At 72.8% G+C, this 12,974-nt stretch carries 13 protein-coding genes; 4 read left to right on the top strand and 9 right to left on the bottom strand.

Features of this window, described 5'->3' with window-relative positions:
* Window positions 1–153: 153 nt before the first annotated feature.
* The 4 genes from dnaE to ABTY61_RS33945 all read right to left on the bottom strand — a co-directional run bounded on the left by dnaE (window position 154) and on the right by ABTY61_RS33945 (window position 5,901).
* Complete coding sequence (gene dnaE, locus ABTY61_RS33960; RefSeq protein WP_350509005.1) at window positions 154–3,741, bottom strand: DNA polymerase III subunit alpha; 3,588 nt, start codon at window positions 3,739–3,741, stop codon at window positions 154–156.
* Between the two features lie 185 nt (window positions 3,742–3,926).
* Window positions 3,927–4,337 carry a hypothetical protein gene (locus ABTY61_RS33955; protein ID WP_350509004.1) on the bottom strand — a complete coding sequence of 137 codons (411 nt, stop codon included), beginning with the start codon at window positions 4,335–4,337 and terminating at the stop codon, window positions 3,927–3,929.
* Window positions 4,338–4,388: 51 nt separating this feature from the next.
* Window positions 4,389–5,030, bottom strand: coding sequence for an RNA 2',3'-cyclic phosphodiesterase (gene thpR / locus ABTY61_RS33950; protein WP_350509003.1), 642 nt, complete (start codon window positions 5,028–5,030; stop codon window positions 4,389–4,391).
* Between the two features lie 91 nt (window positions 5,031–5,121).
* A complete protein-coding gene (locus ABTY61_RS33945) occupies window positions 5,122–5,901 on the bottom strand; it encodes an NAD(P)H-dependent oxidoreductase (RefSeq protein ID WP_350509002.1) in 780 nt (259 codons plus the stop codon).
* Window positions 5,902–6,073: 172 nt separating this feature from the next.
* Between ABTY61_RS33945 and ABTY61_RS33940 the strand changes: the two genes are divergently transcribed.
* Window positions 6,074–6,946 carry a helix-turn-helix transcriptional regulator gene (locus ABTY61_RS33940; protein ID WP_350509001.1) on the top strand — a complete coding sequence of 291 codons (873 nt, stop codon included), beginning with the start codon at window positions 6,074–6,076 and terminating at the stop codon, window positions 6,944–6,946.
* A 52-nt stretch (window positions 6,947–6,998) separates the two neighbouring features.
* Here ABTY61_RS33940 and ABTY61_RS33935 read toward each other — a convergent pair whose 3' ends face one another.
* Both ABTY61_RS33935 and ABTY61_RS33930 read right to left on the bottom strand, forming a co-directional pair.
* Entirely contained in the window at window positions 6,999–7,688 is a 690-nt protein-coding gene (locus tag ABTY61_RS33935) for a phosphonatase-like hydrolase (RefSeq protein ID WP_350509000.1), read from the bottom strand.
* Between the two features lie 5 nt (window positions 7,689–7,693).
* Window positions 7,694–8,455, bottom strand: coding sequence for a GntR family transcriptional regulator (locus ABTY61_RS33930; RefSeq protein WP_350508999.1), 762 nt, complete (start codon window positions 8,453–8,455; stop codon window positions 7,694–7,696).
* Between the two features lie 162 nt (window positions 8,456–8,617).
* Between ABTY61_RS33930 and ABTY61_RS33925 the strand changes: the two genes are divergently transcribed.
* Window positions 8,618–9,814, top strand: coding sequence for a TIGR03364 family FAD-dependent oxidoreductase (locus ABTY61_RS33925; RefSeq protein WP_350508998.1), 1,197 nt, complete (start codon window positions 8,618–8,620; stop codon window positions 9,812–9,814).
* Window positions 9,815–9,925: 111 nt separating this feature from the next.
* Here ABTY61_RS33925 and ABTY61_RS33920 read toward each other — a convergent pair whose 3' ends face one another.
* The 3 genes from ABTY61_RS33920 to ABTY61_RS33910 form a co-directional block, all read right to left on the bottom strand.
* Window positions 9,926–10,696 (bottom strand): maleylpyruvate isomerase family mycothiol-dependent enzyme, encoded by a 771-nt coding sequence (locus ABTY61_RS33920; protein WP_350508997.1) that lies wholly within the window; start codon window positions 10,694–10,696, stop codon window positions 9,926–9,928.
* A gap of 147 nt (window positions 10,697–10,843) precedes the next feature.
* Entirely contained in the window at window positions 10,844–11,218 is a 375-nt protein-coding gene (locus tag ABTY61_RS33915) for a cupin domain-containing protein (protein ID WP_350508996.1), read from the bottom strand.
* Window positions 11,219–11,272: 54 nt separating this feature from the next.
* Window positions 11,273–11,719: an SsgA family sporulation/cell division regulator gene (locus tag ABTY61_RS33910; RefSeq protein WP_350508995.1), complete on the bottom strand. Its 447-nt coding sequence runs from the start codon at window positions 11,717–11,719 to the stop codon at window positions 11,273–11,275.
* A gap of 281 nt (window positions 11,720–12,000) precedes the next feature.
* Between ABTY61_RS33910 and ABTY61_RS33905 the strand changes: the two genes are divergently transcribed.
* Both ABTY61_RS33905 and ABTY61_RS33900 read left to right on the top strand, forming a co-directional pair.
* Window positions 12,001–12,477: a cupredoxin domain-containing protein gene (locus tag ABTY61_RS33905; RefSeq protein ID WP_350508994.1), complete on the top strand. Its 477-nt coding sequence runs from the start codon at window positions 12,001–12,003 to the stop codon at window positions 12,475–12,477.
* A 6-nt stretch (window positions 12,478–12,483) separates the two neighbouring features.
* On the top strand, window positions 12,484–12,930 hold the full coding sequence (locus ABTY61_RS33900) for a hypothetical protein (RefSeq protein WP_350508993.1): 447 nt from the start codon (window positions 12,484–12,486) through the stop codon (window positions 12,928–12,930).
* Window positions 12,931–12,974 lie beyond the last annotated feature (44 nt).

Genomic DNA, 12,974 nt, shown 5'->3' with positions numbered 1-12,974 from the left:
TCGCTTATTTGCTGCTTTTTTTACATTGCGGCGGGGGGGGGGGGGGGGGGGGGGTGGGGGGGGGGGGCGGGGGGGGGGGGGGGGGCGCCGCCCCCCCCCCCCCCCCCCGGCCCGGGTCCTTCCGGCGGCCGGCCTGTCGGCCTACCTTCCGGTCTACCTGCCCATGGACTGATCGGCGACCGCGCGGACGGCCGCGCCCGCCCAGGCGCGGTTGCCCAGCAGGGTCTTGACGTCCGAGGCGAGCCCGTTGTCGGGGTTCACCCGGAAGCCCAGCTCGTACAGCGTGTTCTTGTCCCAATTGGTGGTGAGCAGCCGGATCGGGACGTCGCCGGGGTGCGCCTGGAGGGCGAGCTTGAGCTCGGAGACCACCTCGGGGGTGATCCGGGAGGCCGGGACGGTGATCTGGACCGGCGGCTTGGTGCCCAGCTCGGCGGAGGAGACGTCCAGGGTGGCGATCTCCTGGCCGAAGATGCTCAGCGACCCGTCGCGCTCGTTGAGGCGGCCGCGGACCGAGATGACGTTGTCCTCGATCATCTGCTCGGCCATCAGGTTGTAGGTCGCGGGGAAGAACAGCACCTCGACCGAGCCGTCGCGGTCGGACAGGGTGATGATCGCCCAGGCGTTGCCCGCCTTGTTGATCCGCCGGTCCACGCCGGTGATCAGGCCGGAGAGCCGGACCTCGCCCTCGGAGCGGCCGGAGCCGAGGAGTTCGGCGATCGAGGTGTCACGGTTCTGGGAGAGGATGTGCTCGGCGCCGTCCAGCGGGTGGCTGGAGACGTACAGGCCGAGCATCTCGCGTTCCAGGGCGAGGAGTTGACGGCGGGGCCACTCGTTGTCGGTGAGCTGGAAGTCCAGCCCGATGGCGGGTGCGCCGTCGCCGGTGTCGAGCGCGCCGAACAGGTCGTCCTGGCCGATGGCCTGCTGCTTCTTCACCCCGGTGACGGCGTCGATGGCGCTCTCGTGCACGCTGCTGAGCGAGAGCCGGCTGTGGCCGAGCGAGTCGAAGGCGCCGGCCTTGATCAGGGAGTCGATGGTGCGCTTGTTGCAGACCACCAGCTCGACCTTGTCCAGGAAGTCGGCGAAGGAGGTGTACTTGCCCTTCTCGTCACGGGTGCCGACCAGGGACTCGATCACCGGCACGCCGACGTTGCGCACGGCCTTGAGGCCGAAGCGGACGTCGCTGCCGACGGCGGTGAAGTCGACCACGGACTCGTTGACGTCGGGGGAGAGGATCTTGATGCCCATCTGCCGGCACTCGGCCAGGTAGACGGCCATCTTGTCCTTGTCGTCGGCGACGGAGGTGAGCAGCGCCGCCATGTACTCGGCCGGGTAGTTGGCCTTGAGGTAGGCGGTCTGGTAGGAGACCAGGCCGTACGCGGCGGAGTGCGATTTGTTGAACGCGTAGCCGGCGAACGGGACCAGGACGTCCCACACCGCCTGGATCGCCTCGTCGGAGTAGCCGCGCTCCTTGCAGCCCGCGTGGAAGGGCACGAACTCCTTCTCCAGCACCTCCTTCTTCTTCTTGCCCATCGCGCGGCGCAGCAGGTCTGCCTGTCCGAGCGAGTAGCCGGCCAGCACCTGGGCGGCTCGCTGGACCTGCTCCTGGTAGACGATCAGGCCGTAGGTGGGGCCGAGGACGTCCTTGAGCGGCTCCTCCAGCTCGGGGTGGATCGGGATGATCTCCTGCTGGGCGTTCTTGCGCAGCGCGTAGTTGGTGTGGGAGTTCATGCCCATCGGGCCGGGCCGGTACAGCGCGGAGACGGCGGAGATGTCGGCGAACTCGGTGGGCTTCATCAGCTTGAGCAGGGCGCGCATGGGGCCGCCGTCGAGCTGGAACACGCCCAGGGTGTCGCCGCGGGCCAGCAGTTGGTACGTGGTGGGGTCGTCGATCGGGATCTTCTCGATGTCGACGTCGATGCCCCGGTTGGCCTTCACGATCTTGATGCAGTGGTCGATGATGCCCAGGTTCCGCAGACCCAGGAAGTCCATCTTGATCAGGCCCATGGCTTCGCACGACGGGTAGTCGAAGCCGGTGATGATCACGCCGTCCTTGTCCCGCATGTGCAGCGGGATCAGTTCCAGCAGCGGGGTCGAGGAGAGGATGACGGCCGCGGCGTGCACGCCGGTGCCGCGGATCAGGCCCTCGATGCCGCGGCCGGTGTCGATGATCTTCTTGACGTCGGGCTCGTTCTGGTACAGCGCCCGGATCTCGGTGCCCTCGTTGTACCGGGGGTGCTTCTCGTCGAACAGGTCGGCCAGCGGCACGCCCTTGCCCATGACGTCCGGCGGCATCGCCTTGGTGATCCGGTCGCCCATCGCGAACGGGTAGCCGAGGATGCGGTTGGCGTCCTTCACGGCCGCCTTGGCCTTGATGGTGCCGAAGGTGTTCACCTGGGCCGTGTACGCGGCGCCGTACTTCTCGGTGACGTAGCGGACCATCTGGTCGCGCTGGCGGTCGTCGAAGTCGATGTCGACGTCCGGGGGGTTGATGCGCTCGGGGTTGAGGAAGCGCTCGAACAGCAGGTCGTGCTCCAGCGGGTCCAGCTGGGTGATGCCGGTGAGGTAGGCGACCATCGAGCCGGCCGCGGAGCCACGGCCCGGGCCGACCGGGATGCCGTTGTCCCGGCCGTACTGGCAGATGTCGGCGACCACGAGGAAGTAGGCGTCGAACCCCATCGGGGTGATGACGCCCATCTCCAGCTCGATCCGGTCCAGCACCTCCTGGCTCGGGCTGTCGCCGTACCGGTGCTGGAGCCCGACCTCGATCTTCTTGCGCAGGAAGGAGGCCTGGGTCTCGCCCTCGGGGACGTCGAACTGGGGCATCCGGTCGACGTAGGTGAAGACCTCGTCGTACGACTCGATCCGCTCGGCGATCGCGAGGGTGTTGTCGCAGGCCTCCGGCAGCTCGCGGAAGAGCTCGCGCATCTCCTCGGCGGTCTTCACGTAGTAGCCGGTGCCCTGGAACTTGAACCGGTTCGGGTCGTCCTTGTTCTTGCCCACGCCGACGCAGAGCAGGCTGTCGTGGGCGTCCGCCTGGTCGGCGGTCACGTAGTGCGAGTCGTTGGTGGCCAGCAGCGGGATGTTCAGGTCCTTGGCCAGGCGCAGCAGGTCGTCGCGGACGTCCTTCTCGATGGACAGGCCGTGGTCCATCAGCTCCAGGAAGTAGTTCTCCTTGCCGAAGATGTCCTGGTACGCGCCGGCCGCCTTGACCGCCTCGTCGTACTGCCCGAGCCGCAGCCGGGTCTGCACCTCGCCGGAGGGGCAGCCGGTGGTGGCGATGATCCCGGTCGCGTTGGCGGCGATCAGCTCGCGGTCCATCCGGGGCTTCATGTAGTAGCCCTCCATCGACGCGAGCGAGGAGAGCTTGAAGAGGTTCCGCAGGCCGGTGGCGTTCTGCGCCCACATGGTCATGTGGGTGTAGCGGCCGCCACCGGAGACGTCCTTGCCGCCCTCGCCGTCGGCGCCGGAGGGGCGCTGGCCGCCGGGCGACCAGAACACCTGCTTCTTCAGGAAGCGGGAGGCCGGGGCGACGTACGCCTCGATGCCGATGATCGGCTTCACCCCGGTCTTGGCGGCGGCGTGGAAGAACTCGTAGGCGCCGAACATGTTGCCGTGGTCGCTCATCGCGATGGCGGGCATGCCCTGTCTCTCCGCCTCGGCGAACAGCTTTCCGTTCTTCGCCGCCCCGTCCAGCATCGAGTATTCGGTGTGGACGTGCAGGTGCGCGAAGCTGTCGGACACGGCGCTTTGCTCCTCGGTGGACCGCGGGTACGGAAGCCGTCCACGTTAGCGCCTCGGCCCGCGCGGTGCGGAACGCCGGGGTCGGCCGGGGGCGGCCTTGACGCGATCCTCCCGGCTCCTGTTCGCCCCCTTGACGGTGATCGACCACCCTTGACCGGGTCCGACCGTGCGGCCGTGGCGCGTGGCTACGCCTGGAGGGCCGGCCGGCCCTCCAGGAGGCTCTCCAGGAACTGCCCGTGCGCGGGGAGCGGGACGCTCCGGCGCTCCGGGGCCTCGGCCCGCGCCCGCAGGACCTGGGTCGGTTCCTCGGCCGGGCGGGAGGCCCGTCCGGAGGTCCGTCCGGTGACCATGACACCGAGGGCGTCGGCGATGCCGGTGATCGACTGGGGCTGCCCGGCCTGCTCCTCGCGGACCGCCTCCGGCACCGGGCCACGGCCCTGCGGGGCGGTACGGACCTCCACGCGGCCCCGGCCGGTCGCCGCCGCCGGTGCCTGTGCCGTCCGCGTCGCGACGGCCTCGCCGCGCAGGCGGTCGACCTCCGCCTCCAGCGTCGCCAGCCGCGCCCGCAGGTCGTCCAGCTCGCTCTTCTTCCCCATGGTCCAGGACCCTCCCCGGCCGATCACGGCCCTCCGACGTGCCGCTCCAGCCTACCGGGGGGTCGACGGCCCGCCGGGCTCGCCGTCGCCCTCGCTGTGGCCCTCGGTCCCGGCGGTGGTGCCGAAGCGCCACGCGGCGATGTCGCGGTAGCGGATCGGCCCCGGGCCGCGGCCGATGTTGCTGGCGACCAGGTGGAGGCGTTCGGTCCGCCACGGCCGGCCCGTGAACCCGGCGAGCCCGGCCGCGGCCAGCGGCACGCTGTCGTGGTCGTCGCGGCGGGACCGTGCCAGCGTCAGATGGGGGTGCAGCGGTCGGTCCCTGAACGGGATCCCGCAGGACCGGACCAGATCCCGGACATCGGCGGTGAGCAGGTGCAGCGCCTCCAGGTCGCCGTCGATCCCGCTCCACAGCAGCCGCTCGTCGAAGTGGCCGCCGCCCCGCAGGCTCAGCCGCAGGGCGGGACGCGAGGCGACCGGAGCGGCCAGCAGCGACTGCAGCCGCGGTACGACCGTGGACGGCTGCTCGCCGAGGAAGGCCAGGGTGATGTGCCAGTCCTCGATCCGGTTCCACCGCAGCCGCGGGTACCCGGCGTAGGCGGGCCGCAGGGCCCGGGCCAGTTCGTCCTTGGCCTCGTCGGGCGGGGCCAGGGCCACGAAGACGCGCCGGGTCGGGGGTTCTGGGTGATCGTCCACGGGGGATTTCTAGCACCCCGGCGGCCGGGGCGGGCCGACGGGGGACGCCGACGGCCCGGCCGCCCTCTGAGGCCCCGTGACCGACCTGCGGTCAGCCGCCCACGTGCAGGCCGAAACCGGTGCGGCCGGCGGGCTCCAGTCCCTCCTTCAAGTGCAGCGAGGGGATCTCGTAGTCGCCGAAGTTCTGCCGCCGGAAGGCGATCGGCTCGGTCGACTCCAGGGTGAGCAGGCGCTGCTCCCAGGCCCTGGCGACGGCCGGGTAGTCCTCGTCGGTGATCCGGTCGGTGCCGTACAGCACGAACGGCGGCAGCACCTCGATGCCCGGGTAGTACAGGATGCCGTGGTGGATCGGGAACAGCAGGTCCTCGATGGGGCCGTTGATCCCGCGGGCCGCGTAGTGCGACTCGGGGCCGCCGACGGTCACCGACAGCAGGGCCCGCCGGCCCGCGAGGGTGCCCTCGCCGAAGCGCTCGCCGTACTTGGTGTCGCTGTGCTCGCCCACGCCGTACGCGAAGCGGTAGGTGAACACCCGGTCCACCCAGCCCTTGAGGATCGCGGGCATCGAGTACCACCACAGCGGGAACTGGAAGACGATCGTGTCGGCCCACAGCAGCTTCTCCTGCTCGGCGCGGACGTCCGGGGTGAGCGTCCCGGTCTCGAAGGCGCGGCCCGAGTCCAGGGCGACCCTGAGCGGGTCCGAGGCCCGCGGGCCGTAGTCCTCCGCGTCCACCGCCGCCTTCCAGCCCATCGCGTACAGGTCGCTCACCCGCACCTGGTGCCCGGCGCCCTCCAGGGTGGACACCGCGAGGTCCTTCAACGAGCTGTTGAGCGACTTCGGCTCCGGGTGGGCGTGGACGATCAGCGTCTTCATGGGGACTCCGTACTCCTGGCTCCGGCGGATCGGGGGCTTCCGATCTCCCTCGGTCGCCTTCGATCCTGGCCGCCGCGGCGCCCGGCGTTCAGGGGCTCCGCGTCCGTCGGACCGCACTTCCTGGTACTGGCAGGGCCACCCTCGCCGGTGCGGCCGCGGCCATACTGGGGGCATGGACGATCTTGCGGGCTTCCTGCGGACCCGGCGGTCCCGGGTCGACCCCGCGGCCGTGGGCATCCCCACCGACAGCCGCCGGCGGGTCGAGGGGCTGCGCCGCGAGGAGGTCGCGCACCTGTCCGGCGTCAGCGTCGACTACTACGTGCGCCTGGAGCAGGGCCGCGCGACCCAGCCCTCCGAGCAGGTCCTCGACGCGCTCGCCCGCGTCCTCGACCTCGACGAGACCGAACGCGGGCACCTGTACCGGCTCGCCCGGCAGCGCCGCCGCCGGGCGAGGACACCGGGCGGCCGGGTCCGGCCGGAGCTGCTGCGCGTCCTCGACCTGGTCCCCGGCGCACCCGCGCTGATCATGGACCACCGTCTGGACGTGCTCGCCGGCAACCGCCTCGCCGAGCTCCTCCTCGGCCGGCCGCTGCCGGGTCTGAACACCGCCCGGCACCTCTTCCTGGAAGAGGCCGGGAGCGGTCTCTACGCGGACTGGGAGACCTGCACCCTGGATGTGGTCGGCCACCTGCGCCTGGCCGCCGGAAAGTACCCCGAGGATCCCCGACTGGCCTCCCTCATCGGCGAGTTGGCGATGGGCAGCGAGCGCTTCCGGCGCCTCTGGGCCCGCGCGGACGTGCGGGCCCGCACCCACGGGCGCAAGGCGTACCGGCATCCCCTGGTGGGGCTGCTGGAACTGCACCAGGAGAACTTCGCGCTGCCGGACGAGTCGGGAATCGAGCTGCTGGTGCTGTCCGCGGCCCCCGGCAGCCCCGCCGAGGACGGCCTGCGCCTGCTCGCGGGCCTGGCCGATTCCACGCCGCCCGATGGCAGCCTGCCCGATTCCGTGCCCCCGCCCGCTCAGCGGCAACGCCGTACCCGGTAGGCGCAGGTGACGGCCGTGCCGCGGCCGGGGGTGCTGAAGCGGGTCGGACGGGTCAGGCGCCCTGCCGGGTCTCGGGGAGGTCGGGGATCTCGGTGACGCCGGCCAGCACGTGGGTGTGCGGGTGCCCGTCGAAGTCGGCGCGCCCGAGCTCGCCGGTCAGCACCCCGATGACCACGCCGGCCCCGGCGTTGCGGCCGGCCTCGACGTCCACCACGGTGTCCCCGGCGGTCAGCACCCGGCGGGTGTCGATCACGCCGGTCTTCTCCATCGCCCGGTGGATCATGTACGGCGCCGGGCGCCCGCGCGGGACCTCGTCCGAGGTGACGACGGCGTCCAGGTTGCCGCCCTCGCCGGTGGACCAGCCGAGCGACTCCAGCAGCGGGTGGGCGACGTCGTCGCTGAACCCGGTGGTGAGCGCGACCTTGATGCCGCGGCGGCGCAGCTCGGCCAGGGCCTCCTCGACGCCCGGGAGCGCCTGCGGCGGGGTGGCGCGGTAGGCCTCGCGCAGGTACTCGGCGAAGGCCGCGTAGCTCTCCTCGACCAGCTCCGGGGTGGGGGTGCCGCCGCCGAGGCGGACCAGGGCGGCGATGGCCTCGCGCTTGTCGGTGCCCATCCAGGTCTGGAGGTCCGCCTCGGCGACGGCCACCCCGTTGCGCTCGACGGCGGTGCGCAGCGCGCGGTAGACGGCGCCGGACTCGTTGATGGTGGTACCGGCCATGTCCAGGGCGGCGAGCTCGATCATCGGGGTCAGTCCTCTTCGGTGCGGTAGCGGCCGATCACGGTTCGGCCTTCGACGGTGTTCTCGATGGTGAAGGTGGCCATGGCCGGGAGGTAGCGGTCGTCGGCGTCCTCCAGCGGCACGCCCAGGCTGGACGTGGTGAGCCGGCGCACCCGCAGCAGCGGGTCCCCGGCGGCGACCAGGAGGAGTTCGGCGTCGTGCGGCCCGGCGGCGACGGCGTCGATGGTGTGCCGGGCGTGGTGCAGGTCGACCTCGCGGCGCAGCAGCTCCTGGTAGACGGAGCCGGAGTCCGGGTCGAAGTCGAACAGGATGCGGCCGACCTCGTGGACGAAGGTGGAGCGTTCGAGCATGGCCGGGACGCCGTCCAGCAGCCGCAGCCGGACCAGTTCGACGACGGGTTCGCCCTCGGCGAGGCCGAGTCTGGCCGCCGCCTCCGGGGACGCCCGGCGGCGGGCCACCTCGACGGTGTTCTGCCCGGGCTCGCGGCCGATGCTGCGGGCCCACTGGGTGAAGGACAGGAACGTCCCGAAGGGCTGGGAGGGCGTGGTGCGGTGGGCGACGGGCGGTTTGCCGCGCCCGCCGACCAGGCTGCCCGCGCTGCGCAGCATGGCCAGGGCCTGGCGGACCGGGCCGCGGGAGGTGCCGAACTCGGCGCAGAGCTGCGACTCACTGGGCACCGGCTTGCCCTCGGGCCACTCGCCGGACTCGATGCGGCGCAGGAACTCGGCGCCGAGCCGTTGGTGGAGAGGGAGGTCCTCACTTGTCTTCACAAGTTGACTATGACATCCGGGTCCGGAACTTCTCAAGGGCGGCCCACCTGCGGCTTCACTTGTTCATCTGTTCGCCCCCGATGATCGTCGAGCGGGTGAACAGGCGGTGACTTGTACATACATCTCTTGACTCCAGTGCCCGGCAGCCCCTTAGCTGGGCCCATGAGCAGCAGCACCGCACCCGCAACCACCCCCGCCGCGTCCCCCGTCCGCACGGGCGGCACGTCCGGCCGCAGCGACGTGGTGATCGTCGGCGCCGGCATCGTCGGCCTGGCCCACGCCTTCGAGGCGCTCAGCAACGGACTGTCCGTCACGGTCGTCGAGCGCGACCGGCAGCCGGTCGGCGCCTCGATCCGCAACTTCGGCCACTGCTGCGTCACCGCCCAGGACGGCGAGCTGCTCGGCCTCGCCCGGCGCTCCCGGTCCGGCTGGCTGCGCGCCGCCGAGGCGGCCGGCTTCTGGGCCGAGCAGGCCGGTGCCCTGGTGGTGGCCCGATCGGCAGTCGAGGCGGCCGTCCTGGAAGAGCTGCGCGCCGAACGGGGCGGCGACGCCGTCCGGTTGCGCACCGCCGCGCAGACCGCCGAGGCGCTCGGCCGCGCGAGCGGCGCGGCCGAGGACCTGGTGGGCGGTGCGCTGCTGCCGGCCGACCTGCGGGTCAACCCGCGCGAGGCCGCGCCCGCCCTGGCCCGCTGGGTCGCCGAGCACCCGCGGGGCCGGGTGTTGTGGGGCACCGCCGTCACCGGCGTCGAGTCCGGCGCCGTGCGCACCACCCGCGGCCCGGTGCACGGCGAGCGGATCCTGGTCTGCGTCGGCCACGACGTGGACTACCTGTTCCCCGACATCGCCGAGGACCACGAGGTCCAGCGCTGCCGGCTGAGCATGGCACGGGCCGAGGCCCCGGCCGGCTTTCGCACCGACGCCGCCGTGCTGACCGCCACCTCGATGCTCCGCTACGAGGCCTTCACCGCCCAGCCGTCCGCCGCGCCGCTGCGCGCCGAGGTGCTCGGCCACAGCGCGGAGCTGCTGGGGATCGGCGCCAATGTGATGTTCACCCGGCTGCCGGACGGCACCCTGCTGGTCGGCGACTCGCACCACTACGACGCCACCACCCCGCCGTTCGTCGACGAGCGCACCTACGAGCTGCTGATCGACGCCGTCGCCCGGGTGCTGGGCGTGCCGGGCCTGCGGATCCTGGAGCGCTGGCAGGGCGTCTACGCCAGCAGCCCGCGCGGCCCGCTGCTGGTGCGCGACCTCGCCCCCGGCGTGCGCGCGATCTCGGTCACCTCGGGCGTCGGGATGACCCTCTCCTTCGGCCTCGCGGCCGCCACCTTCGACGGGACCCTCGCCGCGACCGGCTGAACCCACTTGTCAGGACAGGTGTTCCACCCTGTCGGCAGGGCGGAACACAGCACCGGCCGAACCCTTGACGGGCCCGGCCGGTGGCTTGTCCGGACAAGTGCCCGGTGCGGTTCAGAACGCCGAGTGGGCGAACCAGTGCGCGAGCAGCTCCTCGTCCCCGGCGAGCTCGATGCCGGCCGCGGTGCGGTCGAGGCGCCCGTACAGGAGCAGCAGCAGCTCGGCGGCGCCCGCCCGGACGGTGGCGTCGGCGGTCGCCCCCGAGCCGTCGAAGCCGTCGGAGGCGTCCAGGCCGAAGCCGTCGGGGCGCAGCCGGATCAGCCAGTCACCCTCGCCGTCGGTGCTGGTGAAGCGGATGGTCCGGTCCTCGCCACGCAGCTGGGCCGTGCCGGGGGCGAAGAAGGCCGCGAAGGGCAGGTTGGTCAGGAACTCGGCCACGCCGTCGGCGGCGAGGGCCGGGTCGATCTCCGGCGCCAGGCCGAGCGCGGTCTCGGCGTCGACCCGGTGGACGAGGGTCTCGAAGAGCATCCGGCGCACCCAGAACCGGGCGTGCTGGTCGGCGCCCCAGGCCCACATCGGCGCGTCGAGGTCGCCCTCGGCGAACACGGCGGCGGCCTCCCCGGCGGCCTCGGCCAGCCAGGCGGGGTACTGCTCGGCCTGCTCGGGCAGCCGCAGGTCGACGTCCCGGCTGCGCGGCGGCTCCTGGATCCGCTGGCGGAGCAGGACGGTGAACCAGCGCTGCACGCTGCCGGCGTGGCGGACGAGGTCGGCGAGCGTCCAGCCCGGGCAGCCGGGCACCGGGAGGGCGGGGTCGGCGTGCTGCACGGCGGCGACGAACCGGGCGGTCTCGGCGGCGACGGCGGCGCGGTGGTCCTGCGGGGTCATGAGGGCTGTCTCCAGTGCTACGGGTGTCGCGGCGCACCGGGTCGGCCTGCGCCCGATGGCTTTCGCTGTCAATTTTTCACCAGCTGAAACAATCGCGATGACGCTAAGCCTGAAAGGTTGAGCTTGTCAAGTAACTCTGGGGTGCGGCTACCCGGCCGGCGCGGAGTGGACGCCCAGGCCCGGGCGGCGGCGGTGGACGGTGAGGTAGACCAGGCCGTCCTCGCCCGCCGAGACCCTCCGCCGCGCGCCGTGCGGCAGCCAGGCCGTGCAGCCCGGGGAGAGCGCCTGCCGACCGTTGTCCGTCTCCAAGTGGCCGCTGCCGCCGAGCACTTGGACCAGGACGTCGAGGTCCGGCTCCACGTGTGCCGCGACCTCCGCGTTCGCCGGCAGCCGGACGATGTCGGCGTCCAGCTGGCGGCCCTCCTCCTGTAGCCGCCACAGCGCCCCGGTCCGGTCGGCGCGGGCCAGGTGCAGCAGGGAGTCCAGGTGGGTGAGCACACCTGCTCCGGGGTGGGACGGCAACGCGGCCTCCTGCGGGGGGACGGGGGAGCGGGGGAGCGGATCGGCCCGTGGATTCTACGGAGGATCACCCGGGCCCGGCTCAGTCCGCGGGAGCAGCCGGGCGAGGGCCGCGTCGACGTCCAGGTGGTCGGACTCCGAACCGGCGGGCACCAGCGCGAAGGTGTCCGCGAGGAAGGCCGTGACGAGGTGCTCCGGGGTGCTGAGCACGGCCCGGCCGACCGGCCCCCGCAGGGTGATCAGGACCTCGCCCCCGGGCCCCGGGCGGATCTGGACGTCCCCGCCGCCGACCGGGCCGAGCCGCCCCTCGTCGAGCAGTTCGCGGCTGAAGTACCAGCACACCCGGGCGGTGTCGCCGGTGCACCCGCACGGGGCCAGTGGGAACGCCAGGCAGGCCGCGTACGGGAGGCTCGCGTCGAAGCGGAGTTCGGCGTCGACCGGGACGTCCGGCTGCGGACCGTCGGGGAAGGTGACGGGCACCGGGCGGACCGTGGACAGCTGCATCGGTTCGGCCTCCTGCGATCTCGATGCGCCGGACCGGGCGGCCCGGCCTACCCGGGGGCGCCTACCCGGTGCGCCGACGGGCAGCGGGCGGGGGAGGAATCTCCACGATTCCCCCGCATCGCCCGGCCGCCGGGAGTCAGCCCAGCGCCTTCGCATTCACTCCTTCGGATGAAACGGCGGGCTGTCCGGCGCCCTCGGCCTGGCCGCGGTGGGCCCGTGCCGAAGCAGGCTGGGAAGCGCGGTGCCCCCGCCGCCGCTCCCCTCCCGAACGGAGCCCGCCCGTGACCAGCCCCAGGCCCCTCCAGGCAGCCGCCGCGCTGCTGCTCTCCGCGGCCCTCGCGGCCTGCTCCAGCTCCGGCACGCCGTCGACCAGCACGTCCTCGAACGGCACGCCGTCCAACAGCACGCCGTCGAACGTCGCGACCAGCCCCGCGCAGAGCAGTCCAGCGCAGAGCGGCGCCGCCGCGTCGAGCCCGGCGCAGACCAGCTCCGCGCAGAGCAGCACCGGCGCCCTCCAGGTCACGATCAAGAACTTCGCCTTCTCGCCCGCGACCCTGACGGTGGGCCCCGGCCAGCAGGTCACCGTGCTGAACCAGGACTCCGTCGCCCACACCCTCACCGCCTCCGACAAGTCCTTCGACACCGGGACGATCCAGCCCGGCGCCAGCGCGACCTTCACCACGCCGCAGCAGACCGGGGAGCATCCGTACACCTGCACCATCCACCCGTTCATGCACGGCACCCTGACCGTCGGCTGACCCGCCGTGGCCCCCCGCGCGCACGCCCGCCCCCGTCTCGAGCGACGGCCCCTCCACCTGCTCCTGCGGCTGCTGGCCGCCGCCGGGCTCGCCATCGACGCGGCCGTCCACGCCCGGCTCGCCGACCAGTACGACCCCATCGGCGACAGCATCAGCCAGGGGACGCTGTTCCGCGCCGAAGCCGCCGCCGCGAGCCTGGCCGCGCTCCTGCTGCTGCTCGGACGCAGCCGGTCCGCCGTCGTCTTCGCCTGGCTGGTCGCCGCTTCCGGCCTCGGCGCCCTGCTGCTGTACCGCTACGTCGACGTGGGCGCCCTCGGGCCGCTGCCGAACATGTACGAGCCGATCTGGTTCACCGACAAGACGCTGGCCGCCTGGGCCGAGGGCGTCGCCACGGCGGCGCTCACCGTCCTGCTGCTGCTCGGCCTCCGGCACCGGACCCCGCCGCCCGGGTGAACGGGCGGCGCGGCGGGGGCGACGGGCCGGGGCCCGGGTGGACC

The sequence above is a fragment of the Kitasatospora sp. NPDC096128 genome, from assembly GCF_040303105.1.
Lineage (GTDB): Bacteria > Actinomycetota > Actinomycetes > Streptomycetales > Streptomycetaceae > Kitasatospora.
Note: the sequence above shows the minus strand (reverse complement) of the source record. Positions and strands in the feature narration are given on the sequence as shown.

Coding starts and splice junctions, on each gene's coding strand:
- ABTY61_RS33925 (WP_350508998.1), top strand. CDS start 8,618: ATGAGCAGCAGCACCGCACCCGCAACCACCCCCGCCGCGTCCCCCGTC.
- ABTY61_RS33920 (WP_350508997.1), bottom strand. CDS start 10,696: ATGACCCCGCAGGACCACCGCGCCGCCGTCGCCGCCGAGACCGCCCGG.
- ABTY61_RS33940 (WP_350509001.1), top strand. CDS start 6,074: ATGGACGATCTTGCGGGCTTCCTGCGGACCCGGCGGTCCCGGGTCGAC.
- ABTY61_RS33945 (WP_350509002.1), bottom strand. CDS start 5,901: ATGAAGACGCTGATCGTCCACGCCCACCCGGAGCCGAAGTCGCTCAAC.
- ABTY61_RS33910 (WP_350508995.1), bottom strand. CDS start 11,719: ATGCAGCTGTCCACGGTCCGCCCGGTGCCCGTCACCTTCCCCGACGGT.
- ABTY61_RS33955 (WP_350509004.1), bottom strand. CDS start 4,337: ATGGGGAAGAAGAGCGAGCTGGACGACCTGCGGGCGCGGCTGGCGACG.
- ABTY61_RS33935 (WP_350509000.1), bottom strand. CDS start 7,688: ATGATCGAGCTCGCCGCCCTGGACATGGCCGGTACCACCATCAACGAG.